Source organism: Lacticaseibacillus mingshuiensis (genome assembly GCF_016861785.1).
Taxonomy (GTDB): Bacteria; Bacillota; Bacilli; order Lactobacillales; family Lactobacillaceae; genus Lacticaseibacillus; species Lacticaseibacillus mingshuiensis.
This window is the reverse complement of record NZ_BOLS01000006.1, coordinates 1-24,167: the sequence shown is the minus strand read 5'-3', so window position 1 is coordinate 24,167 and position 24,167 is coordinate 1. Positions and strand designations below refer to the sequence as shown.

The following is a 24,167-nucleotide window of genomic DNA, read 5'->3' as shown; positions in this document are numbered from 1 at the left end:
CTACAAGCAGGCGAGTGCCGGTGTATAATGGAAGCATTGGACTAAACGAGGAGGCGCGGCGATGAACGCTGGGCAAAAAAAGCGGCAGTGGGATCTCACGCGCCTGCGATTGGTATTACAAGGGGTTGTCGTCGGCTTGCTGACCGGCGGCGTGATCAGCTTGTTTCGGCTAGGCATCGAAAAATTTCTGGAATTTATGCAGGGGTTGTATCGCCACCCCAGCGCCGGACTTCTGATCTTGATCGCGCTGGGCAGCGTGGTCTTGGCGATCGTGGTGGGCCTGCTGCTGAAAAGTGAGCCGAACATCTCAGGCTCCGGGATTCCGCAGGTCGAGGGCCAACTGAAAGGTGAGCTCGAATTCAACTGGTGGTCGATTCTCTGGAAAAAATTCACCGCTGGGATCCTAGCGATCGGCCCTGGCCTGTTTCTTGGCCGAGAAGGGCCCTCGATTCAGCTTGGGGCTGCGGTTGGTCAAGGGGTCGCGGCTGGCTGGAAGCGGCAAGGCAGCGAGCGCCGCATCATGATCGCGGCCGGCGCCGCAGCGGGGCTGTCTGCGGCCTTTGATGCGCCGATCGCCGGCACCCTGTTTGTGCTGGAGGAGGTCTACCATAACTTTTCCCCGCTGGTCTGGGTCACGAGCCTGGCCAGCGCGTTGGCGGCGGACTTCATCTCGCTGAATGTGTTCGGCGAGGTGCCGGTGCTTCATCTGACCTATTCACGCCCGATGCCGGTCGAATTGTACTGGCATTTGCTTCTGCTCGGAATCTTGCTGGGGTTACTGGGCTTTTTGTATCAAAAAGCGCTTCTCGCGATGCCGCGTCTGTATGCGTTGACCCATATTCCGCGGGCGTTTCAGGGGATCATCCCATTTCTCCTCGTGATTCCCATCGGCGTGTGGCTGCCGATGATCTTGGGCGGCGGCAATCAGATGATCATCGGGTTTGGGAAAAATGTGCCCGGGTTATCGCTCCTGCTAATTCTGTTTGCGCTTCGCTTCGTCTTTTCCGTGGTGTCGTACGGCTCCGGACTACCGGGTGGCATCTTTTTACCCATTTTGTCACTGGGTGCCGTGATCGGGGCGATCTACGGGACCTTCATGCATCAGATGGGCTTGCTCCCAGAAAATTATGTGATGAACCTGATCATTTTCTCGATGGCGGCTTATTTTGCCTGCATCGGCAAGGCGCCGTTTACCGCCATTCTGTTGATCACGGAAATGGTCGGGAACCTGACGCTGTTGATGCCCATGGCGCTTTTGGCGCTGGTCGCGTATCTGGTGGTCGATCTGCTGGGCGGCGCGCCAATCTATGAATCGCTGCTGGAGCGGCTGACGGTGGGCAAAAAAGTCTCCGGCATCACCCACATGGACCGGCTGGAGCTGCCTGTGTTTGCAGGAAGCCCGCTGGAGGATCGGCTCGTCCGAGATTTTCAGTGGCCAGAACAGACGCTGCTTTCCGGCATTCAGCGCGGGGAAAAAACGATCCTGCCGCATGGCGACACGGTGATTCGCGCCGGAGACACCCTGGTCCTGCTGACCGATAGCTCGCAGCGGGCGGCCGTGGCGGCTGCGATTCATCAAACAGCCGAGGCGATCAAAGATGAACATACTAGTCAATGAGCGCTGGTTGTGGTAGTCTACTATTAGCGACTTTATGCAAGGGAGGCAGCAGCTTGCAAGCCATTTTACTCAATCTATTGATCATCGATTCGATCGTGATCGTGATCGCAACATTGCTTCAGCCAAGTAAACAACAGGACGCCTTGAGTGCGTTGTCCGGCGGCGCGACGGATCTGTTCGGCAAATCCAAATCACGCGGTTATGAAGCCTTCATGGAGAAAGTGACCGTCGTTTTGGGCGTCATCTTCTTCGGACTTTCGCTTGTTCTGGTGTATCTTGCATCTCACTAGTATGGTCTCCTGGAAGACAGGGGGCTTTTTTTGAAGATGCAAGTCACCGTGCGCGCGCCACAGCCACTGGCTCTGCCGGGCGACCGGCCGACTGGGGTGTTGTTGTTGCACGCCTATACCGGCAGTCCAAATGATGTGAATTCACTGGCGCATGCGCTAGCGCGTGAGGGGTTTGCGGTGCAGGCGCCATTGTTTGCGGGCCATGGCACCCCAGATCCCATGGCGGTGTTGGCGGCTCGGCCAACACAATGGTGGGCGCAGGTGCAAGCGGCCGTTGAGACGCTTGCGGCGACCCATTTGCGGGTGGCTGTGTTTGGCCTGTCGCTGGGCGGTATTTTTGCCATGCAGGCACTTGAACAGCTGGCGGTCGATTGCGGCGGCGTGTTTGCGTCACCGGTCATGCCAGGGGCTCAGCAGATCGCCCCGAATTTCATGAAATATGCGACTTATCTGGACCGGCTGGCCGAGCGACCGGACCGGACAACGGCGCTTGAAACGGCGCTCAAGCCTGCGCTGGCGGCTAATCAGGCCGCGGCTGCGACGGTGGCGACAGGGCTTGGCCAGATCCGGCAACCGGTCTTCATTGCTCAAGGCGGGCGCGACGAGATGATCGATCCTGCGCGCAGTCGGGCGTTGGCCCAGGCGTTGCCCCATGCTGCGGTGACGTTTCGGTGGTACGCTGAAGCGGGACATGTGCTGACGGTGAATTCGGCCCGCCAGCGGTTAACACAAGATGTGATTCAATTTTTAAATGAGAAAGAAAACGAGGAACAATAATGACGACAGTCGGACATATGCGCAATGAACTGCTGGCCCTTTTCCGCCGTAACCCCCAGATCAATTACTCGATGCAGTCGCTGCAGCGTGCGCTCAAACTGAGCGATGCGGCGGATTTTAAGGTGCTTGTTCAGGCGTTGACCGGCCTTGAAAATGACAACCTGATTCACCCGACAGATGGGGAAAAGTATCAATTTGGCCCCAAGCCAGTTGCACTGGTCGGTATTTTCCATGGCAACGAAAAGGGCTTCGGCTTCGTCGCAGTGGAAGGCCAGGACAATGACATGTTCATCGCCCCGCCGAGCACCGCGTTTGCATTGGATGGCGACACGGTTGAAGTCAAGATCCTGCGGGCGGCTCGCCCCGGCGATACCCGCGGGCCGGAGGGGGAAGTCGTTAAGATCGTCGAGCGCAAAGTCACCCGACTAGTCGGCGAATACGCCCCACTTTCTGACGGCGAGGCGCAACGCACCGGCTTTATCGGCACGGTGACCAGCCACGAGAAGAAGATGAAGAACTACCCTGTTTTTGTGAAAAACACGGGGCGCCTGCCGCAACTCGGCGATATGATGATGGTCGAGATCACGGATTACCCGGACGCGACTCATCCCAAAGCGATGCGCGGCATTATTTCGCAAGACCTCGGGAATAAAAATGATCCCGGTGTCGATATCATGTCACTGGTCCTGGCCAATGATATCCGCGTTGACTACCCGCAAGAGGCGCTCGACCAGGCCAACGCGATTCCAGATCATGTCACGGATGAGGATCGCATCGGTCGCCGCGACATCACGGATCAGCCGGTTGTGACCATCGATGGGGATGACTCCAAAGACTTTGATGATGCAGTCGTCGCATGGCAGCTGCCAAATGGCAATTACCATTTGGGCGTGCACATCGCGGATGTTTCCTATTATGTGACGGAAGGCTCGCCGCTGGATCAGGAGACTTACGCACGCGGGACCAGTACCTATTTGGTCGACCGCGTGGTGCCGATGTTGCCGTTCCGCTTGTCCAACGGAATCTGCTCGATCAATCCGGATGTGGATCGCCTGGCGATGTCCTGCGACATGGAGATCGATCACGAGGGCCATGTCGTCAATCACGAGATCTATCAAAGCGTGATTCGCTCCCATGGTCGGTTGACCTACAATAACGTCAACAAGATCTTGACGGACAAGGATCCAGTCCTGCGCGAGCAGTACAAGGACCTTGTGCCGATGCTCGATCTGATGGGCGAGATGCACACCATTTTGTACAACATGCGGCATGGCCGTGGCGCGATCGATTTTGAAGAAAACGAAGCGCAGATCATTGTCGATGAAAATGGGCACCCGACGGATATCGTTTTGCGGGATCGTGGCCTGTCCGAGCGCATGATCGAAAGCTTCATGCTGGCGGCCAACGAAACAGTCGCGGAGCACTTCAACAAGTTGCATCTGCCATTCCTGTATCGGGTCCACGAAACGCCAGACGATGATCGTATCTCCGATTTCATCGACTTCCTTTCCAGTTTTGGTATTCACGTGCCGATCAAAAAGGGCCAGCCGGTGACACCAAAGATGCTTCAGGATGTTGTGACTGAGGTGGCAGGCACGCCTGAGGAAATGATGGTCAATGTCAAATTGCTCCGCAGTTTGAAGCAGGCGCATTACTCCGATGATCCACTGGGCCATTTTGGCATCGCAGCGAAATACTACTGCCATTTCACGAGTCCGATTCGCCGCTATCCGGATCTGACGGTGCATCGCCTGATCCGCACCTATGCGACACAAGGCACCGGCGAGACTGTGCAGGACAAGTGGCACGCAAAATTGCCAGAGATCGCCGTTCAGTGTTCGACGATGGAGCGTCATTCGATCGATGCCGAACGCGCTGTCGATGACCTGAAGAAGGCCGAATTCATGGCCGATAAAGTCGGGGATGAATTCGATGCCGTGGTCAGTGGCGTGGCCAGCTTCGGGATGTTCGTGGCGCTGCCCAACACGGTGGAAGGCCTCGTTCACATTTCCCGCATGAAGGATGATTATTATTCCTTTATCGACAGTCAAATGGCGCTGGTCGGCTCAAACAGCCACCGCACCTTCCGCATTGGCCAGCCTTGCAAGGTCAAGCTGGATAACGTGGATGTCGAGCAACGCCAGGTCGATTTTTCCCTGATTCCAACGGATGATATTCCGCTCTCAGATATCGAGATTCCGCGCGGCAATCCGCGGGGCGCACGGCCAAGCAACGGGCCACGGCGCGGACACAGTCAACCGGACCGCGAACGCGGCAACCGTAAGACTGGCGAAAGTCGCGGATTCCATCCGACGATCGCCAATCGTGTGAACAAGCCGAACCAACGCGGACAGCGCGGCGGCAACCAGCACTAACAGAAAGGAGGCCCTCTTGTGGCCAAGATGAAGCCCAAGGCGGATAACTTGTTGGCCCAAAACAAGAAGGCCCGCCATGATTACACGATCGTCGACACGTATGAGGCCGGCATCGCGCTGACCGGCACCGAGATCAAATCGGTCCGCGACGGCAAGATCAACTTGCGCGATGGGTACGCCCGCATTCAAAATGGCGAGGCGTGGCTGGAAAATGTCCACATCAGTCCTTACAAAGAGGGCAACCAGTTCAATGCCGATCCACTGCGGCGGCGCAAGCTCTTGTTGCACAAAAAAGAGATCGCCAAGCTCCAGCAGGCACTTGAGCAGCAAGGATTTACCTTGGTGCCGCTGAAGATGTACCTCAAGCATGGCTATGCAAAACTCCTGATCGGCATCGCCCAAGGGAAGCATAACTATGACAAGCGCGAAAGTTTGAAGAAAAAGGACCAACAGCGCGAAGTCGCACGGGCTCTGCGCGCCGGCCAAAGGTAAAAACAAAAGCACGTCGCTGCATGCTGTCATTGCCTGCAAAGACGTGCTTTTTTGATTCTTCCGGTGCTGTCATTTGTACCGTCTGTCATGCCCTAGGCCCGCAGGTAAAAATCGGCGCGAATATAGGGCCACTTGCCCCGGGTCTCCCAGTAAGTCACTTTGGCGTAGACAAGGAGGCCCGCATCCAGCAACCGGGCAAAAATGGTGTTGTCGCCTTTTGGCACATAGCCGATCTTTTTGCCGTCTGCGCTGTCGATGCGCGTGGCGAAGGCGTCGTGACTGTTGTGCTCCCGCACCAACGTCAGCTGCTGACCAAGTGTCAGCGCGTCCAGCAGGTGCTCGGGGTCATCGACATGCATCGTGCCTGCAATGTGGTGATTGGTCAGCAAGATATCCTGTTGGCCAGGCCGCGGAAAAAGTGTGGGTGCCGGCGTCGGGTTGGTCGGGTCAAAATGAAACGGCACAGCCGGTGGGTCAATTGGTTTGGGTGTCCAATCACTGTTTGTCATTTATGCCTCCCAGATCGCCGATCAGCACGCCATAGCGCACATTATCGGCGGCCACTTGCCAGGACCACTGCTGCAACAGTTGTTCATAATGGCCATGCTGGCGCGCCAGCCACCGAGGCACGCCAAGCAGGCCCGCTACGTTCAGCGGCCATTCTTCATACAGGGCCAATGTCTGCGCTTTTTCGTGCAGGTACCGATGCGCGAGGTAAAAGAGGTCGCGTTTGGCAAAGCGAAACGGATCTTCGCCTGTTGCGGTCATGGTGGCCGGCTCGGTCGATGGGGCTGGGTCGGTGCCACTGCCTGCGACGGCGAGGGTCTCGACTAAAGTGGCCATTAGCTCGAGGTCGCCATCCGCCAATGCAACCTGGGCGAGGGCGAACATGTTGGCATCGCGCGGGGATTGGTCGGGGTGCAGATCCGGGTGGAGGGCCTTGACCAGCGTCTTGAAATCCGTGTGCAATTTCTCACTGTCTTCTGGGCTCAACGGCGTGGTGTTCTCGAGGTGATCCGTTGCCCATGTTACGAGATCGCTGGCTTGCTGAATCGCGGCTTGTTTGTCGTGAAACGCGACATCAAGCTGGTCGGCCAGCGTCACGGCGTCGATCGGCTTGTCTTGATTTTTCAATGCTTGGGCGAGGCAGACGCGTGCGCTGGCTCGGGCCGCTTGGTAATCGAGGATGGCGAGCTGCAGTTCTTCGTCGCCGAATTCATGCGTATAGCGCGCCTTCTCATAAGGAATGCGCTGATGCACCAGCATGTTTCGCTCGGTCAAGGTGTCCACGAGCCTGTTGCGCAGGACCGCGAAGCGCAGATCCAGCAGTGTTTGTTCTGGTGACAAGATCATGTCGTATGCCATTTGCAGCCCTCCCTTGGCTTTTATTTTAGCATAGCGGCGGGCAGACCTGGTCAAAATGTGGAAGCGCTGTCGAATGCTGGCCCGGAAACGGCTATAATAGGAGCTATTATTGACTTGATGAGGTGGCGTTTTGCGTAATTTGTTACACCGCTGGTACGCCGGCGAGACGTTTGACGAGCGGTATGTCTTCAGCCTGCTTGGGCCGGTCGTGTTTGACCAGTTTTTCTTGATCAGTTTCAATTTCCTCAACACGGCGCTGATCAGCTCAAGCGGCGCGGCGGCGATCAGTGCCGTCAACATGGTCGGCAGCGTCAACGTGTTTTTGATTCAGATCTTCGTGGCTGTTGGACTGGGCGGGACGGTGCTGACGGCGCAGTATTTTGGCCGCGGCGAGCGCCAGATGCTCAGCAAAGTCGTCAACGGCACCATTTTCGGCGCCGTCTTGGTGGCGGCGGTGATCGCGCTGTTTTTCGGGTCGCTCCATAATGGCATCTTGGACTTGCTGTTTGGCAGTGCGTCGCCTGCCGTGATGGCCAACGCGCGGCTGTACATGGTCGGGGTGATGCTGAGTTATCCATTTGAGGCCACGGTTGAAGGCACGAATGGCTGTCTGCGCGGCATCGGCAAAACGAAGAATTCGCTGCAGCTGTCCTTGGCGATGAACCTGTCGTATCTGGTGTTCAACGTGATCTTCATTTACGGCCTGCATCTGGGCGTGCTGGGGATGCTGTTTGCGCTGAATCTGTCGCGCTGGCTGGCCGCGGGGCTGGCGGTGTGGATGCTGCGGAGCCACCGCGACCTCTTTGCCTTGAAAATGGTCACGATGCTGCACCCCAACTGGGCGATGATCAAAAAGGTCTTGATCGTGTGCATCCCATTTGCGGCGGAAGGCGTCTTCTTCAACGGCGGGAAAATTCTCATTCAGATGATGGTGGTGTCACTGGGCACCAGTTCGATCGTGGTGTATGCGATCGCCACGTCCTGGACGCAAATGAGTGAGATCATTCCGTCGGCGCTTGGCACGGCACTGGTGCCAATCGTGGGCCAGTGTGTTGGGCGCGGCAACATCGCCGATGCGCGCAAGATCACACGTGCGTTCATCCTCACAGGCATCGCCGCCTTTGTAGTGGTGGACGGGGTGATGCTCCTGTCATTTGATCATGCGATTCTGCTGTTTTCGCCGGCACCGGCTTTGGTATCGCGCATCTTCAACATGTATCTGATCTTTGTGGGCGGGCACCTATTGGCCTGGACAATCAGCTTCGTCACGCCGAATGCCCTGCGCGCCGCGGGGGATGGTAATTTCACTACTGTCGTCTCGCTGACGACGATGTGGCTGTTTCGGGTGGCCGGCGCCTATTTCCTGTGCATCAAGTTGGGCTGGGGGCTCAATGGCATCGCGGCGATCATGGGCTTTGAATGGGCCGTCCGTGGCGTGATCTTCCTTTGGCGCTTCCACGGGCAAAAATGGGTCGCAAAGAAATTGATCTGAGACGAAAAAACAGGAATCGCATGTGCGCAGCCTTTGTGGCACGCGCATGCGGTTCCTGTTTTGCTGTTGGTGGACCTCATATGCGTGAACGCGAGAGCTCCTGGTGCGAAGGCCTCACCTCAACGCGTGGCGCGGATCAGTCTTGGTCCGGTTCATCGAGATCATAGTACAAGTCTTTTTCCGGCAGTAGGCCCTGCGCCTTGGTCTGTTCATCCAGCGCCTGGGCCTCACGTTCTGGGTGAAAACTGTGCCACGGCACGACGATCTGCGGGGCGATCCAGCGCACCAAGGTGACGAGATCCTGGCGCAGGGCGTGGCCTGAGCAAGACAGGAAGACCAGCGGAATCTCGTGGTCTGAAAGCCAGTCTTGCAGCTGCTTGAACCGCGGATCATAGTCGCCCAGGGGTTCGCCATTACTGTGCAGATAGACACTGATCGGCAAGTCGGCCAGTTGTGCGAGTTGGTCAAAATCGTTTTGCAACAGGTAGTGGTTGGGGTCGGCCTGAATGGTGCGCAGGTGGATGTCCTCATCGAGCACAAAATCGGGTTCGACGCCGCACATCGTTTTGAGCACGGCGGCGTCATTTTTTCCCCAGACCATTTGGCGGCCGGCGCGATGGGCGGTCGCCTGAATGTTTTGCAGGCGGGCATAGTTGCGGATGTAGGGGTTGATGACGACCAGTTGCGGGGCGGCCTTGAGCTGTTCTTCAAGCCGCTCCTGCAAGGTGTCCTCTGTCAGCGGCACACTTGGATGGGCGCTGTCCTCCACCGGCGCGGGGCTGTCGAAGGAAAAGGTGGTCCCTTCCACCATGAACATGGCGAGTTTCTTGTCACGGAAGGCCGCCGCCCATTTTTTTACGCGATCCAGGTGCGGGCCGTTGAGCCGGACGTCGCCGGAATGGCCGAACCACCGCGTGCCATCGCTGACCAGCAGCGCCATGACGCCTGGTTCGTCATGGTCGCTGGCAAAGCCTTCCACGGAAAACGCGCCGATCTGGATCGGCGTCTCAAACGGCAGGGGATGGAGGTTTGCGACCGGTTTTTCAACGCCCAGTGCGATCAGCGTTTGATACAGTTGGTAGCTGGGCGCCGAGAGGTAGATCGGAATGTCGCGCTTGAGGTATTGCAGCGCGCCCATGTGATCGATGTGCAGATGCGAGATGAAGATGGCCTCATGCGCGAATGTGTCCGGGCCTTCGCCAAACAGCTCCGGCACCTGCGGCAACTTGCCCGCCGCCATCGCCGACTCGATCGTTTCATTGGTCAGATCAGCGGCCACCCCAAAGTCCATGATCACGCGACTGTCCCCGTTGGAAAATTCGACGATGTTGCCGCCGATCGTGGTCAGTCCATTCAAAAATCGTATCTGTGTCATTTGCGCAGCTCCTCCTTCTGTTGTAACACTCCATCATAAGCCATTGGCCGGGTCATTGGAAAGGGAAGTGAGCCAAATATTGGGCTTGGGGCCGACAGGTAAGTGTGCCAAGCGCCGGGTCCAAACGCTGGACCAGGTGATTGGCGCCTTAGTTGCTCGGACCCGGACATTTGGCCCACGACACTGCTGTCAGGGTGGCGCGTTTGATAGGCATTGGGTGGCCCACTGCCGTCAAAAAAAGCCCTGCCGCATTTTCTGCTGCAAGGCTTTTCGTACATTATCGCTTAGTTATTATCCTTGATGATCTTTTCCGCCTTGGTCTTCAAGTCGGCCAGCGCCTTTTCAGGTTGGGTCTTCTTGGAGATCATGGAATCAACGGCATCAAGCAGATCGTTGCGGTATTCGGTGAAGCCGACAAACGCGGTCGACTGGAAGCCGAAGTCCAGCGAGTTGACAGCAGCCGCATTCGCAGGGTTCTTCTTCAGCCAATCCTGGAAGGAAGGATCTTCAACGGCGGACTTACGCAGCGGCACATAGCCGGTGCCTTCAGCCCACTTGATCGTTTCCTTCTTGGACAGCAGGAACTTCATGAAGGCCCATGCGCCCTTCTTTTGGGCATCGTTACCAGAGTTGAACATCACAAGGTCATTGCCGGCCAGTTCGGTCGCCTTTTGGCCATTGTAAGTTGGAAGTGGGGCGGTGTGCCAATCAAGCGACTTTGGCGCGGTCTGATTCATGTTGGTGACACCAGCAGAGGAGCCGACGTAGAACAAGGTCTTGCCGGTCTGGAACGCCTTGTCGCCGTAGAAATCTTCGCCGGCGGTCTTGGCGTAACCCTTTTGCAGCATGTCCCAGATGAAGTGGGCCGCAGTCAGCGTTTCTTTGGAATCCACGTTGACCTTCAGTGAGTCTGGTTCAACCAGCGCGTTGCCGGCTTGGCGAGCGAGACCCTCGAACTCCATGTCGAAGGACTTATCAAAGCCGATCGCCATGATGCCCTTTTTCTTGAGCTGCGGGCCAAGGGCTGCGATCTCTTCCCAGCTGGTTGGCATCTTGACGCCAAGTTGATCCATCAGCTTCTTGTTGTAGAAGAGGACACGGACGGACTTGGAAAATGGCACCGAATAGTACTTGCCTTGATACTTGGAACTGGACAAGAAGGCCGGATAGATATCATCCATCGATGCGGTGGAGAGTTTGTCGGAACCCTTCAGCATGTATGGATCCAGTGGTGCAAGGAAGTTGTTCTTAACATAGTCCGGAACGGTCGTGTAAGTTGTCTGTGCGATCGTTGGAAGCTTCTTGGACTTGGCAGCGGCCATGATCTTTTGCTGCAAGGTCGCGTAGTTGCCTTGGGCAGTGCCTTTGACGACGTACTTGTCTTGGGAGTTGTTGAAGTCCTTGATGATACCGTTCAAAGCCTTACCATAAGGGCCCGTCATACCGTGCCAGAAGGTGATCGTGACTTTGCCGCCGTTGCTACTCTTATCCGAGCTGTTGTTACTACCACAAGCGGTTAGGACCAGGCCCAATGCGAGCGCGGAGATCCCCAGTAGTGCTTTACCCCAAAAACTCTTTTTCATGAGAAAGACTCATCCTTTCAAACCAGCTTTGGAAATACCAGCAATAATGTATTTTTGCAAGAACATGTACAAAATGACCATTGGGATGATCACAAAGGTGGAAGCGGCCATCAGCAGTTCGTAGGTGGTCCCAGAGTCAGTCGTGAAGGCTTGCAACCCAACTGGCAGGGTCCGCATGTTTTCGCTGTTCGTTGCGATCAGCGGCCACATGAACGAGTTCCACGAACCGATAACGGCTAAAACGGTGACGGCAGTGATCGTCGACTTGCTCATCGGCACCAGGACGGTCCACAGGTATTTCCAGTCAGAGGCGCCGTCGATCTTGGCGGCGTAGTAGATCTGGTCCGGGGTGGCCTGGAAGGTCTGTCTGAGCGTGAAGACGGTGAAGAAGCTTGCGAGCCACGGCACGATCAAGGCCGCATAATGGTCGATCATACCGAGCTTAGACAAGGTGACAAAATTAGGAATGATCAGCATTTCGCCTGGAATCATCATCGTGCCAAGGAAGATCATGAAAAGCAGGTTCTTGCCGTAGAACTGAAGCCGGGAAAATGCGAACGCAGCTAAGATGCTGGTGAACAATTGCCCGACCGTGGTGACCACAGTGACGACCACACTATTGATGAAATACTGCGCGAATGGCGCGGCGTTCCAAGCCTTGATGTAGTTACCCCATTGAAGCACCTTCGGAATCCAGATCGGTGGGACCTTGATCGTTTCAGGGCCGGTCTTCAAAGAAGTCGACACCATCCAGATAAACGGCACGAGCATCGTGATGGCCCCGACCGAAAGCAACACGTAAATAATGACTTTACTGAGTTTTTTCGCCATGGGGTCCTCCTAATAATGCACGTGCTTGCGGGAATACCACATCTGCACAAGCGTGACCAGCAAGATCAGGAAGAACAAGAAGACACCACTAGCGGCAGCCAGCGTGTACTTGTTTTCCGTGTAAAACTTCTCAAAGAGGTAATACACAATGGTCAAGTCCGCTTTGGCGGGGCCTGGCTGGCCGCCGAACAACGCGTAGACCTGGTCGAAGACTTTGAAGCTGCCGATGACGCCATTGACCGAGACCAAGAAGGTGATTGGCGACAACAGCGGGATGGTGACGTTCCAGAAACGTTGCCAGGAATTGGCACCATCGATCTCGGCGGCTTGATAGTAGTGCTTGTCGATGTTGTTAAGTCCAACAAGGAACAAGATGATGTTGAAACCGAGGTTCTTCCAGATACTCATGATGATGAGCGCCAGAAGCGAGTAATTCGGGTCCGTCAGCCAATTGATCGGATGGATCCCAACGAGCCCCAGAAAATAATTCATCAGCCCGTAATCAGAATGGTAGATCCAGTTCCAGACCATCGCGATGGCAACGGTACTGGTGACGAACGGCAGGAAGTACACCGTGCGGAAGAAGCCGGACAGCCATTTGATCTGGTTCAAAAGAAGCGCGATGATCAGCGACAAAATGACGGTGATAGGCACCACGCCGACCACGAAGATCAGGGTGTTGCGCACAGCCAAATGGAACTCAGGGTCCTGCCAAAGCGTGACAAAGTTATCAAACCCGATCGCGCTGACCTTGTCGTTATAATAATCGTACTTCGTGTAGAAACTCATCATGAAGGAGCTGATGATCGGCCAGATGCTGAAGGTGATCGTCACCACCAGCATCGGCAGGAGATATAGCAGCGCCTTCAGCGTGGATTTAATGGTAGGTTTTTCATTGATCATGAGCTTCACCGCCAAAAATCAACGCACCAGCCTCGTCGAACAGGAAGAAGCCTGCTTTCGTGATGAAGAAGTCGCCTTCCTTTTGATCGGCTGGTAGGCCCGCCATTTCGGTGGACAGCAGCGTTTGGCCGTTATAGTTCAAAGCTGCCGTCGCTTCACGGCCGTATTTTTGCTTGTAGGCCAGCGTCGCATGGAACGTGGTCAAGATGCCCTGACCGTTGTCAAATGGCACCAGTGCTTCCGACCGCAGACCAGCAGTGACGGCCTTGGCGAAAATCTCATCAGGCACATGGCCTTGAAGATCTGCCTTGAGTGTTTCGGCTGGCAGGGTGTTGATCACGGGTTCCCCAATAAACTTGGCGACAAACAGATTGCTTGGGCGTTCATACAGGTCGTCTGGGGCAGAAAACTGCTGAATTTTCCCAAACGACAGGACCATGATGTTGTCCGAGATGTGCAAGGCTTCATCCTGGTCATGGGTCACGAAGATCGTCGTGACGCCTGTCTCGCGCTGAATGCGGCGAATCTCCTGCCGCATCTCGATACGCAGGCGCGCATCGAGGTTTGACAGGGGTTCATCGAGAAGCAGCAGCGAAGGGGACTTGGCCAGCGCGCGCGCAATGGCGACACGCTGCTGCTGCCCGCCGGAAAGTTCGCCGGGTTTCTTGTCCAGCTGGTCATCAACATGCACCAGCTTGGCCAATTCCTCCGCCTTGGCGTAGCGTTCTTTGCGGCTGACATGCTGCATCTTGAGCGGAAACGCGATGTTGTCGCGCACCGACAGATGGGGATACAGCGAATAGTTCTGGAATACCATCCCTACTTTACGGGCCAATGCATCCTTTTTGGTGACATCTTCGTCTCCAAAATAGATGTGGCCGCTGGTCGCCGGCAAGAGCCCAGAGATCAGGTTCAATGTGGTCGTCTTGCCACCGCCACTCGGCCCTAGCAAAGAGACCAGCGAGCCGTCAGGAATCTCAAAGTTGAGATGCTTGAGGGTGTCGATCTTTCCGTCGTAGGAGAGGGTGACGTCTTTAAACGTAACTTTCAACCCAGTTCGCTCCTTCAAAATAGTCTGGTGACCCTCATTGCCGTCGAAAAAGTCACCATCATCATGGTAGCAAATGCGCACGCGACTAACAAGATATTGTGTGATATGATTGCTTCTCATCAATATGTCGGTCAATTCTCACCTTTGTTCATTATATTAATTTCTTTTACTGAAAAGGAGACCATCAATCGCACTTTAGCGTACTCAAATAACGGCGATATCCCCGTTTATCCTCGTTATAATTTATAAACATTTTTCCTGATCAGCACTTTGAAGCGGGGTCCGGCCATGCGCAGCGGCGAAAACGACGCGTTGTTAAAGACGAACGATGTTGAATAACGATAATATACTGTTCGCACCTATTGTTTGAGCCGGCCGTGGCCTTGTACATTGTTCGGCTTTTGGTATACTTGACCATAGATGCGCGCATGGCGCGCCCCGCGACTGGTTCAATTGGAGGCGATCACCGCACCGCCAGCCGCGGGCCAAGATGGTGCGGTGTTGTATGATACGAGCAAGTCACCCTGATGACGCGGCGCAGGTCGTGCCGTTGATCGATATTGTTTTTGAAGAGATGGAGATTCCGGCGCTTCAGAAAATGGCGAAAAAGGATCTGTATCCTGTGTTTGAGCAAGCCTTCTTGATGAAGGATTATCGCTATGGCTATCCGCAAACGCATGTCCATGTGAATGCGGCCGGTGCGATCGACGGAATCTTGGTCGGCTATCCGCATGTGAAGGAAGCCCACATCGATGACGCGTTTCAGCCGCTGCTGCCAAAGGTCGGGCTACCCGAAGACAAAGAGCTATTTCCCGACACGGAAACATATGAAGGCGAATGGTACATCGACACGTTGGCAGTTGCGGAAAACACGCAAGGACATGGCGTCGGCACCGCACTGCTTCAGGGTATCGAGCCGTTGCTTGCGGCGCAGGGCCAGCGCTGCTTGAGTTTGAATGTTGATCAGACGAACCCACGGGCTGAAAAGTTGTATACGAAGATGGGCTACCAGAAGACCGGTGAGCTGATGATCGGGTCGCATCGATACAATCATATGATCAAAGACTTGGCATAACCTGTGATCAAGTAATGTGATCACGCAGGTAGCGAGCGCAGTTTTGGCGCGACGCAAATACACAAAAACGGAGCTGGAAAAAATTCCAACTCCGTTTTTGTCTGGCTATAGGCCGTAGCTGATACCCACGTCATGACGGACGAGCGGGTTAGCCAAGTTTGCCTGGCGCCAGCGGTCCAATAAGGCGGCAACGAGCAGGCCAGGCACGACATCGCGCGGATTGGCGATGTCGAGTTTCAAGATCGTCTCACTGGCGGTGCCAACCGAGGCGATCGTGGTGACCGTTTTCATGCCATGATAGATGTGATATTGGTTGGCGAGCATGTTGCCGATGACCATCCAGTTGAGGTCGGAGACGAAAATGAACTCGCGCCAGACGCCGAACATCTTCTTGATCGAGGCGACTTTTTCCCCGCCGATGAGCAGGTCGAAACGCGGGTTGACGCTGACGGTGCGCTGCCGGATCTCACCGAGTTCGTTGCCGCTGATCGTGTGGAGAAAAAAACCATCATTTGCGATGCCGCGGCGGCCGGTGAGAATGTAGACCGGTTGATTTTTCTCATCCTTGATGACGGTCATGTTGGTGTCATGTAATGTCTGGACATCCACATAAAATTCCATTTAGTGGCCTCGATTCTCATCAAGTGCGTGTTGAATCGCGACGGCGACACCGTTTTCACGGTTCGTTGCCGTGGTCCACCAGGCGATCTTCTTGATCTCTGGGATGGCATTGCCCATCGCGACGCCGTATTTTGCCATTTTGATCATGGAGGCGTCGTTGAGGTTGTCGCCGATCGCCATCACTTCGTCCATGCGAATCCCTTTTTGGCTGGCATAGGCCTCAAGCGCGGTGCCTTTTTGCGCGGCGATGCTGTTGATCTCGAGATTGTTTGCCGCACTTGAGGTGACCGCCAGCTCGCCGGTCGCGTCGGACACTTTTTTCACGCCGGCAAGCTTGGCCTGGCCTTCGCGGGAAAAAGCGACGACCTTGTAGATCTTCACGGCGGGATCCGTTAACAGCTCGGCGTAATCGTCGACGTAGGTGATATGAATCAGCTCAAGGCGGGCGGCCGACAGTGCGACCGCGATCTTATACGGCGTGTCTGGATTGAGTTTCACGAGGACATCCGCCACGTTTTGAATCCGCCGGGCGCGGTCATCGGAGGCAATGCCGCGACTGGTGAAAAGCTCGTAGTAAATGTTAGCCTCACTCAGCGTTTGCGTGATCGATAACGCAAGTGGGTGGGGAATCGCGGCTTCTACTTTCAGTGCCTCTTGTTCGTCGTAGACATTGGCGCCGTTGATGGTGATGAAGGCAGGATGCAAGTCATGATCGGCAAAAAGGGGCTTGGCCTCGCTCAGGCCGCGGCCCGTTGCCACCATGAATTCGATGCCGGCTGCCTGGGCAGCTTTGATCGCGTCTGCGTTTTCCTGTGAGACCTCGTTTTTGTCGTTGAGCAGGGTGCCGTCCATGTCAGATGCGATGATGCGTATCATTCAATTGCCACCTTTCGTTGAAACGTTACGCGCTAAGTGTAGCATACCCGGCCGTTTCTGGCGTCGGCCGGGTTCGAAGGGTGAGGGGCTCCCTTTTTCCGCATGGCATCACGGCAAAGCGAGTCTGGCGCTTGACGTTTGATTCAGAAACTTTCCCCAGCGGCTGGTCGAATGCTGGCTTCCCTTGTAAAATGAGGGGCGGAGGCTACGTGATGAAAACTTTGATACATAATGACTGGCAGACAGTTTTGGCGCCTGTGTTTGACGGGCCGGTGTACGGCAAGCTGCATACCTTTTTAAAAGAAGAATATCGCACGCAGACGATCTATCCGGAGATGCACCATATTTTTCAAGCGTTCGAATGGACGCCGTTTGCGCAGGTCAAGGTGGTGATCCTCGGCCAGGATCCGTATCATGGGCCAAATCAGGCGGTCGGGGCGAGCTTTGCTGTGGCGCCGGGGATCCCGCTGCCGCCGTCGCTGAAGAATATCTATAAGGAGCTGCAAAGTGACCTCGGCATCGCGCCGGTGACTCACGGGTATTTGAAGGCCTGGGCAAAACAGGGCGTGTTGCTGCTCAATGCGGTGTTGACGGTTCGCGACGGTCAGGCGTATTCCCATCAGCATCAAGGCTGGGAAGAGCTGACGGATGCGGCGATCGCGGCGCTGTCCGATCGTGGCGGGGTCGTCTTTATCTTGTGGGGCAATGCGGCGCGGGCAAAAACTGCGCTGATCGATTCGACGAAAAATGCGATCATTGCTTCCCCACATCCCAGTCCGCTGTCAGCCTCCCGTGGTTTTTTCGGGAGCAAGCCTTTTTCGCGCACCAACGCGGCGCTTGCCCAAATGGGGGAAAGCCCGATCGATTGGCAACTGCCAAGTTCACCGCAGGACTAGCGCTCGGCTTTCAAGTCGGCTATGATAGAAAACGAAAACGCTTTTATGGAGGGACCCATCTTGGATTTATTTGACAGCTTAAAGCAAAAGATCAGTGGTAAGAACCTACGCATTGTTTTTCCTGAAGGCACCGACGCGCGCATCATTGGCGCGGCTGTGCGCCTGGCCGCAGACGGTCTGATCGCCCCGACGCTGCTTGGCAACGCCGAAGAGATCAGCAAGGTCGCTGGCGAAAAAGGCTTTGATGTTTCCAAAGTCACCATTCGCGATCCCCAAACGGATGCCTTTCACGCCGAAATGGCTAAGGCGTTCTTTGATCGCCGCAATGGGAAGGCCACTGAGGAACAAGCGGATCAGATCGTTCGCGATCCCAATTATTTTGGCACCATGCTCGTCTTTTTAGGCGAGGCAGATGGTATGGTCTCTGGGGCGGTGCACTCCACGGCTGACACGGTTCGCCCGGCGCTTCAGATCATCAAGACCCGGCCGGATGCGTCTCGCATTTCCGGGGCCTTCATCATGCAGCGCGGCCGCGACGAACGCTATCTGTTTGCCGACAACGCGATCAACATCGACCCGAACAGCCAAGAGCTGGCCGAGATCGCCGTTGAATCCGCAAAGACTGCCAAGCTGTTTGACATCGATCCAAAAGTCGCGCTGCTCAGCTTTTCCACCAAGGGCTCTGCAAAGGCACCGCAAGTGGACAAAGTCGTTGAAGCGACAAAGATCGCTCATGAATTGGCGCCAGAGCTCGCGCTTGATGGTGAATTGCAGTTCGACGCTGCGTTTGTGCCGACCGTTGCGAAGCTCAAGGCCCCAGATTCTGAGGTGGCCGGCAATGCCAACGTCTTTATCTTCCCAGATCTGCAGGCAGGGAACATCGGCTACAAGATCGCGCAGCGCTTTGGCAACTTCGAAGCGATCGGCCCGATCTTGCAGGGGCTGAACAAGCCGGTCTCCGATCTGTCGCGTGGCGCCAACGAAGAGGCTGTCTACAAGCTGGCGATCATCACCGCTGCCCAGAATCTGATCGCATGAGGACCACCTTTGCCAATGAGGCCGCCCTTCAGACATTCGCGGCCAAGATCGCACCGTTTTTACAGGCGGGGGATGTGTTGCTCCTTGAAGGCGACTTGGGGGCTGGCAAGACCAGTTTCACCAAGGGCCTCGCGAAGGGCTTGGGCATTTCCCAAAATGTAAAGAGTCCGACCTTCACCATTATCCGCGAGTATCCAGACGGCCGGTTGCCCCTGTATCACATGGACATCTACCGCTTGGAAGATGGCGGGGTGGAAGACCTCGGGCTTGAAGAATATTTTGACGGCGATGGCGTCAGTGTGGTGGAGTGGCCGCAATTTCTGGGCGTGGTTGCCCCAAGCGACGCATTGACGATTCGCCTTGATAAAGATCCACTTGTTGACGAGCAGCGCCAGCTGACCATCAGCGCGACCGGACCGCGGGCGACCGCGCTGGCTGCGCAGATCAAGGCGCTGAAGTAAACAAATAGCGGGGCACATGCCGAAAATGGCATGCGCCCCGCTATTTGTTTGCGTTTCTTCTATATAAAGTCTGCGCCAAGGCGCGGCAAAAAGTGCTTGGCCCACGCGACTAGGCTTCCTTGAGCATCGCAGACAAGGTGTCCTGGCCAAACGTGGCGGCTTGCGCCAGGAGAATGCGGGCGCAGGCATAACTGTCGGCCAGCGCATTGTGGTGGTCATATAGCGGCACCGCCAGCGCGGCGCTGACCGTTTCCAACTTGTGATCGCGCAGCTCCGGCATCAATTTCCGCGCGGTGCGGGCCGTGTCCAGCACTTGGTAATGCACCGGCGGCAAGTCATAGCGGACCAGCTCCTGGCGCAAGACGGACACATCAAACGGGGCATTATGCGCGGCGATCAGCCCACTTTCCGCAAAAAGTGGGGCAATGTGCGGCCAGAGTTGCGGAAACGTCGGCTGGCCTTGCACGGCGCGACTGGTGATGCCGTGGACGCGGATGTTTTGGGGCTCGAATGCTTCCTCGGGATCGATCAGCGTGTAAAAACTGTCGACGATGCGGCTTGCCCGAACCACCACCAGCGCCAGCGAGCACGCTGAAGCTCGGGTGCGGTTGGCCGTTTCAAAATCCATCGCGACGAAATCCATCACTTAGCCTCCAGCAACGTTGGGTCGACTGTCAATTCGACCGGGCAGTGGTCGCTGCCGAGGACTTCATTGTGAATCGCCGCGTCTGTCATGAATGGCACAAAATCGCTGCTGGCCACAAAGTAGTCGATGCGCCACCCGGCATTGCGACTGCGCGCGGAGAAGCGATAGCTCCACCACGAAAAGATGTCTGTTTGATCAGGGTAGAAATGGCGAAACGAATCGACGTAGCCCGCATCAAGTTGCGTGGTGAAATCCTGCCGCTCCTCATCAGTAAAGCCGGCGTTGTGATGGTTGCTGGCCGGATTTTTCAGATCGATCTCGTGATGGGCGACATTCAGATCGCCGCAATAGACCAGCGGTTTTTTTTCAGCTAAAGCGTTGGTGTAGGCCAGGAAGGCTTGATCCCATGTTTGGCGAAAAGCCAGCCGCTTCAGGTCGCTGCCGGAATTCGGGGTGTACACGGTGATCAGGTAAAAATTCGGGTATTCCAGGGTGATCACGCGGCCCTCGGTGTCCAGCTCAGGCACCCCGATGCCATAGGTCACGGCCAACGGTTCATGCTTGGTGAAGATCGCCGTGCCGGAATAGCCTTTGCGCTCGGCATAATTGAAGTATTGATGATAGCCGGGCAGGTCGAGGCTTGCCTGGCCTTCTTGCATCTTTGTTTCCTGGACGCAGAACCAATCGGCATCCAGCTGGTTGAACGTGGTCATAAAGTCGTGCGTCAACACGGCGCGCAGCCCGTTGACATTCCATGAGATCAGTTTCATTATTGCCGCCTCGCTTCTTGTTTGCCTCCATTGTACCCGATGGAAGGCGGGGTCGCTAGGGGCCGGGTTTATGTTAAAATTGAACCAGTTATCCGCGGAAGGGACCTGATCAAATGACAGAAACAGGCAGTTTTGGTGGGCTCAGCGTGCATCTCAATGAGCCGCTCAGCCATTTTACCTTCACCCAAACAGGCGGGCCAGCCGATCTGTTGGCCTTGCCGACCAGTGTGGGTGAGGTCCAGCAATTGTTGGCCGAAGCACGTGCCCAGGCGCTACCCGTGACGGTGATCGGCAATGCCAGCAATTTGATCGTCAAAGACGGCGGCATTCGCGGGCTGGTGATCTTGCTGACAAAAATGACCGGGGTGACTTGCGACGGCACGCAATTGATCGCCGAAGCCGGCGCGCGCTTGATCGATGTCACCGAGGTCGCCTATCAGGCTGGCTTAGGTGGGCTGGCGTTTGCGGCGGGGATTCCAGGCAGTATTGGCGGGGCCGTGTTCATGAACGCTGGTGCTTATGGCGGGGAGATCTGCGATGTGCTGGCCAGTGCTGAGGTGTTGACACGCGATGGCCAATTGAAAACCTACTCAAATGAAGACATGCAGTTTGCGTATCGCCATTCATTGGTTCAAGACACCGGCGATATCGTGCTGCGGGCCACTTTTGCGCTCACCCGGCAGCCGCGGCCACAGATTCGCGCGGCGATGGATCATTTCAACAGTCTGCGCGCGTCCAAGCAGCCGCTTGATTATCCCTCCTGCGGTTCCGTGTTTAAACGGCCGGCGGGGCATTTTGTCGGCCCGATGATTCAGCAAAGTGGCCTGCAGGGGCATATCATCGGCGGGGCGCAGATCTCGGAAAAGCATGCGGGGTTCATCGTCAACCTCGGTGGCGCCACGGCCAGCGATTATCTGGCGATGATTCATTATGTCCAGGAACATGTTGCCGCCAAATTTGGCGTGGCCCTGCATCCGGAAGTGCGAATCATTGGCAGTGACGTGGCCAAGGGGTAAGTCCTGTGTTCTCGCCTGCCACAATGGCCGGCCGGACGCAGTTAGTGTTGGCAAAATCGTGTGACTCTGGAAAGGGGGCCTGTGGATGCAACTTGTTGAAGCGGTCTTATTGCTGATCGTGTTGGTGATCATTTCCAATATTATCAGCCATTATCTGGTGGCGGTGCCTGTGGCGTTGATTCAGGCGGCGCTGGGGCTAGGCGCCGCGCTTGTTTTCAACTTGAAACTGGACATTGCAACGGACTGGTTCATGTTGCTGTTCACTGCGCCGCTTTTGTTCAATGATGGGCGGCGATTTCCCAAGCGTGAGTTATGGGCGCTGCGCTGGCCAATCTTTGGCAACGCGATTTTGCTGGTGTTTGCGACGATGTTCATCGGCGGCTATTTCATTCACTGGTTAGTGCCGGCGATGCCACTTGCCGCAAGCTTTGCGCTGGCTGCGATTCTGTCGCCGACCGATCCGATCGCGGTGCAGTCAGTCGCAAACCGCGTCAAGCTGCCAAGCAAAATGCTGCACCTAGTGTCCGGCGAAAGCTTGATCAATGATGCCAGCGGGCTGATCGGGTTCAAATACGGCATCGCCGCCGCGGTGTCGGGGAGCTTTTTCCTCGGCCAAGCGATCGGCGACTTTGCCTATGTGGCGGTGATCGGGGCGCTCGCCGGGGCGTTTTTGATGCTGCTGATCAATGCGCTGCGCGTTTGGTTGCTGCAGCAAGGCATCAACGATGTCATCTTGCACACTGTGATGCAGTTGGTGACGCCGTTTTTGATCTATCTGGTGGTCGATGAGGGGCTGCACGCATCCGGCGTCATTGCCGTGGTGGTGGCCGGCGTTTTGGCCACAGGCAGCTCCGAGCAGCGCTACATTTCGGCACTACCCGAATTGCGCATCGTCTCCGAGCGAACTTGGGACATCATTGTCTATTCGCTGAACGGAATCATTTTTCTTATCTTAGGCATTGAGTTGCCCGTGGCGATGCGCACGACGATCGAAAGTCGCGCTGTTTCGACGGGCCGCGCCCTGCTGGATGTACTACTGGTGTATTTGGCGGTGCTCGCGATTCGCACGCTGTGGTCGTTTGCCAATCTCTGGTTTGAAAAACGCGCCGGGGAGCATGTTCATTTCAGCACTGCGCTTTTATCCGGGTTGTCGGGCGTCCGCGGTGCGATCACGTTGGTCGGGGTGCTGGCCGTGCCGATGACCGTCGCCAATGGCCAGCCGTTTCCCGAGCGCAGTCTGATGCTGTTCATCGCGGCCGGCTTTGTGGTACTCAGCTTGGTTGTTGCGGTGGTCGGCTTGCCGCTGGTCACAAAAATGCGGACGCCGCTTGAGACTCGAGGCTCCAGTGTCGTCAGCGATGAACCCGAGGCAGAAGACACGGCCGATGTGCGCGTGATCACGCTGGAGCAGGCCAAACGCTTCCTTTATCAAATGGCTGTGCGCCGGCTGGAAAGTGAGCGTCGGGAAACCAACCAGAAGCCTGTCCTCGATCTGATCGCGGAATATCAGGATCTGATTCGGCGGCTGGCGAAGGCCGAGGAGACCGAGGCACTGCCTAAGCGCGTGCAGGACGAGTTGGAGCTGCGCCAGATCGGCATCGAAGGCGAACTGATGACACTCGATCAGCTGGCACAGGAGGGTCAAGTCGAGCCGCGGCAATACCGCCGGCTGAAAAAGCATTTGACCCACAAACATGACGCCTTGGCGACGACGCTGAGGCGCAGCGGCCATCCGCCAGTGTATGCGGTGCTCGAGCGACTTTTTGCCCCAGTGTTCAAGATTCGCCAGACACTTTTGCATCAGCGTGGGCAAACGGCACAACTGCAGGTTGAAAAAGCGCTGGCCAAGGGTGGCCTGAAGTACCTGTCCAGTTTTTTGAAGCAACCGGAACACCGCGCCCATAACTATGATCGTCAGGTCATCTATGCGCTGATCGTCACGTATCGCAACCGCATCGCCAGCATCAAGGCGTTGGGCAAGCAAAAGGCGACCCAGTACGATCGAGAAAGTGATCGACTGCGGGCTGGTGCGCTGGCGGCCGAACGAGCGGCGGTTCATGATCTGCTCGAGCAGGGCTACATCACGACCCCGATGGCGCAGAAGCTGAACCAGGAATTGAACTACACGGAAAATGCGGCTGCGATGACACGGCTGGATGAAGCTTAATGGCAAACGAATGGCGCTGAGAGTGCGAGCTCTCAGCGCCATTTTTCCCCAGTTTGGCATTGTGCCCAAAATTCGGGCGAATTTTTTGTGCATGTTTAGATTTTTCGTCGATTCTCACTTTTTTGAAAAAAGGTCAGAATCGAAAAAAAAGATTCTGGCCCTTATGTACAACAAACACACCGGTCGAGGTGTCGTTTTAAGCATTGCCAGTGTGTTTGCGTGATTTTAGATTAGGATACTGCGGGCGCCTTGCTTGTGGGGCATGGCGCGATCAGATTTCAACGGCGACAGCGTGATCAAAGGTCGATGCTTACTGCCGGACAACGAGGCTACTGAGGAACCGTAGCGCTGGTAATACTGGTAGAACGATGAATCTGTGAAACACCCACTCGCCTAATTTATGACACCACTGACTCGGATGCCCTTCATAGCAGCCACTCTAGGTTTGC

General features: G+C 55.9%; 23 protein-coding genes. 12 read left to right on the top strand and 11 right to left on the bottom strand.

Annotated features, from left to right (window positions below):
• The first annotated feature begins 61 nt into the window (after positions 1-61).
• Genes JUE67_RS04855 through smpB form a run of 5 tightly spaced genes read left to right on the top strand, consistent with a single transcriptional unit; the run spans position 62 to position 5,552 of the window.
• Complete coding sequence (locus tag JUE67_RS04855; protein WP_203628308.1) at positions 62-1,618, top strand: ClC family H(+)/Cl(-) exchange transporter; 1,557 nt, start codon at positions 62-64, stop codon at positions 1,616-1,618.
• 53 nt (positions 1,619-1,671) lie between these two features.
• The gene (secG, locus tag JUE67_RS04850) at positions 1,672-1,908 is read left to right on the top strand and encodes a preprotein translocase subunit SecG (protein ID WP_125697036.1); all 237 of its coding nucleotides are present in this window, start codon (positions 1,672-1,674) and stop codon (positions 1,906-1,908) included.
• Between the two features lie 36 nt (positions 1,909-1,944).
• Positions 1,945-2,685: an alpha/beta hydrolase gene (locus tag JUE67_RS04845; RefSeq protein WP_203628341.1), complete on the top strand. Its 741-nt coding sequence runs from the start codon at positions 1,945-1,947 to the stop codon at positions 2,683-2,685.
• The gene (rnr, locus tag JUE67_RS04840; RefSeq protein ID WP_203628307.1) at positions 2,685-5,060 is read left to right on the top strand and encodes a ribonuclease R; all 2,376 of its coding nucleotides are present in this window, start codon (positions 2,685-2,687) and stop codon (positions 5,058-5,060) included. Before JUE67_RS04845 ends, rnr begins: the two co-directional genes overlap by 1 nt.
• A 27-nt stretch (positions 5,061-5,087) precedes the next feature.
• Positions 5,088-5,552, top strand: coding sequence for an SsrA-binding protein SmpB (gene smpB / locus JUE67_RS04835; RefSeq protein ID WP_125697060.1), 465 nt, complete (start codon positions 5,088-5,090; stop codon positions 5,550-5,552).
• A 92-nt stretch (positions 5,553-5,644) separates the two neighbouring features.
• On the opposite strand, the gene JUE67_RS04830 is transcribed toward smpB, so the two are convergent.
• Positions 5,645-6,061 (bottom strand): HIRAN domain-containing protein, encoded by a 417-nt coding sequence (locus JUE67_RS04830; protein ID WP_203628306.1) that lies wholly within the window; start codon positions 6,059-6,061, stop codon positions 5,645-5,647.
• Entirely contained in the window at positions 6,048-6,917 is an 870-nt protein-coding gene (locus JUE67_RS04825; protein WP_203628305.1) for a hypothetical protein, read from the bottom strand. The genes JUE67_RS04830 and JUE67_RS04825 overlap by 14 nt, the downstream gene beginning before the upstream one ends.
• Before the next feature lie 130 nt (positions 6,918-7,047).
• On the opposite strand from JUE67_RS04825, the gene JUE67_RS04820 reads away from it, so the two are divergent.
• The gene (locus JUE67_RS04820; protein ID WP_203628304.1) at positions 7,048-8,409 is read left to right on the top strand and encodes an MATE family efflux transporter; all 1,362 of its coding nucleotides are present in this window, start codon (positions 7,048-7,050) and stop codon (positions 8,407-8,409) included.
• Positions 8,410-8,545: 136 nt separating this feature from the next.
• Here the strand turns inward: JUE67_RS04820 and JUE67_RS04815 are convergent, their stop codons facing one another.
• The 5 genes from JUE67_RS04815 to JUE67_RS04795 form a co-directional block, all read right to left on the bottom strand.
• On the bottom strand, positions 8,546-9,784 hold the full coding sequence (locus tag JUE67_RS04815; RefSeq protein ID WP_203628303.1) for an MBL fold metallo-hydrolase: 1,239 nt from the start codon (positions 9,782-9,784) through the stop codon (positions 8,546-8,548).
• 284 nt (positions 9,785-10,068) lie between these two features.
• Positions 10,069-11,367, bottom strand: a complete 1,299-nt coding sequence (locus JUE67_RS04810; protein ID WP_203628302.1) for an ABC transporter substrate-binding protein — start codon at positions 11,365-11,367, stop codon at positions 10,069-10,071.
• Positions 11,368-11,376: 9 nt separating this feature from the next.
• The gene (locus JUE67_RS04805) at positions 11,377-12,198 is read right to left on the bottom strand and encodes a carbohydrate ABC transporter permease (RefSeq protein ID WP_125697029.1); all 822 of its coding nucleotides are present in this window, start codon (positions 12,196-12,198) and stop codon (positions 11,377-11,379) included.
• A gap of 9 nt (positions 12,199-12,207) precedes the next feature.
• Positions 12,208-13,101: a carbohydrate ABC transporter permease gene (locus JUE67_RS04800; protein WP_125697028.1), complete on the bottom strand. Its 894-nt coding sequence runs from the start codon at positions 13,099-13,101 to the stop codon at positions 12,208-12,210.
• The gene (locus tag JUE67_RS04795) at positions 13,091-14,152 is read right to left on the bottom strand and encodes an ABC transporter ATP-binding protein (protein WP_203628301.1); all 1,062 of its coding nucleotides are present in this window, start codon (positions 14,150-14,152) and stop codon (positions 13,091-13,093) included. The genes JUE67_RS04800 and JUE67_RS04795 overlap by 11 nt, the downstream gene beginning before the upstream one ends.
• A gap of 505 nt (positions 14,153-14,657) precedes the next feature.
• Between JUE67_RS04795 and JUE67_RS04790 the strand changes: the two genes are divergently transcribed.
• Positions 14,658-15,227 carry a GNAT family N-acetyltransferase gene (locus tag JUE67_RS04790; RefSeq protein ID WP_203628300.1) on the top strand — a complete coding sequence of 190 codons (570 nt, stop codon included), beginning with the start codon at positions 14,658-14,660 and terminating at the stop codon, positions 15,225-15,227.
• Between the two features lie 105 nt (positions 15,228-15,332).
• Here JUE67_RS04790 and JUE67_RS04785 read toward each other — a convergent pair whose 3' ends face one another.
• Together JUE67_RS04785 and JUE67_RS04780 are read right to left on the bottom strand one after the other, a co-directional pair.
• The gene (locus JUE67_RS04785; RefSeq protein WP_203628299.1) at positions 15,333-15,848 is read right to left on the bottom strand and encodes an LURP-one-related/scramblase family protein; all 516 of its coding nucleotides are present in this window, start codon (positions 15,846-15,848) and stop codon (positions 15,333-15,335) included.
• Positions 15,849-16,724, bottom strand: a complete 876-nt coding sequence (locus tag JUE67_RS04780) for a Cof-type HAD-IIB family hydrolase (RefSeq protein WP_203636992.1) — start codon at positions 16,722-16,724, stop codon at positions 15,849-15,851. It lies immediately after the preceding gene.
• A 212-nt stretch (positions 16,725-16,936) separates the two neighbouring features.
• Between JUE67_RS04780 and JUE67_RS04775 the strand changes: the two genes are divergently transcribed.
• Genes JUE67_RS04775 through tsaE form a run of 3 tightly spaced genes read left to right on the top strand, consistent with a single transcriptional unit; the run spans position 16,937 to position 19,119 of the window.
• A complete protein-coding gene (locus tag JUE67_RS04775) occupies positions 16,937-17,620 on the top strand; it encodes a uracil-DNA glycosylase (protein ID WP_203628297.1) in 684 nt (227 codons plus the stop codon).
• A 60-nt stretch (positions 17,621-17,680) separates the two neighbouring features.
• Positions 17,681-18,658 (top strand): phosphate acetyltransferase, encoded by a 978-nt coding sequence (gene pta / locus JUE67_RS04770; protein WP_203628296.1) that lies wholly within the window; start codon positions 17,681-17,683, stop codon positions 18,656-18,658.
• Positions 18,655-19,119: a tRNA (adenosine(37)-N6)-threonylcarbamoyltransferase complex ATPase subunit type 1 TsaE gene (tsaE, locus tag JUE67_RS04765; RefSeq protein ID WP_203628295.1), complete on the top strand. Its 465-nt coding sequence runs from the start codon at positions 18,655-18,657 to the stop codon at positions 19,117-19,119. The genes pta and tsaE overlap by 4 nt, the downstream gene beginning before the upstream one ends.
• A gap of 109 nt (positions 19,120-19,228) precedes the next feature.
• Here the strand turns inward: tsaE and JUE67_RS04760 are convergent, their stop codons facing one another.
• Positions 19,229-19,762, bottom strand: coding sequence for a 3'-5' exonuclease (locus tag JUE67_RS04760; RefSeq protein WP_203628294.1), 534 nt, complete (start codon positions 19,760-19,762; stop codon positions 19,229-19,231).
• On the bottom strand, positions 19,762-20,535 hold the full coding sequence (locus JUE67_RS04755; RefSeq protein ID WP_203628293.1) for an exodeoxyribonuclease III: 774 nt from the start codon (positions 20,533-20,535) through the stop codon (positions 19,762-19,764). Before JUE67_RS04755 ends, JUE67_RS04760 begins: the two co-directional genes overlap by 1 nt.
• A 113-nt stretch (positions 20,536-20,648) precedes the next feature.
• Here JUE67_RS04755 and murB point away from each other — a divergent pair, with 113 nt between their 5' ends.
• Complete coding sequence (gene murB / locus JUE67_RS04750; protein ID WP_203628292.1) at positions 20,649-21,551, top strand: UDP-N-acetylmuramate dehydrogenase; 903 nt, start codon at positions 20,649-20,651, stop codon at positions 21,549-21,551.
• 85 nt (positions 21,552-21,636) lie between these two features.
• The gene (locus tag JUE67_RS04745) at positions 21,637-23,718 is read left to right on the top strand and encodes a cation:proton antiporter (protein WP_203628291.1); all 2,082 of its coding nucleotides are present in this window, start codon (positions 21,637-21,639) and stop codon (positions 23,716-23,718) included.
• The last annotated feature ends 449 nt before the right edge of the window (positions 23,719-24,167 follow it).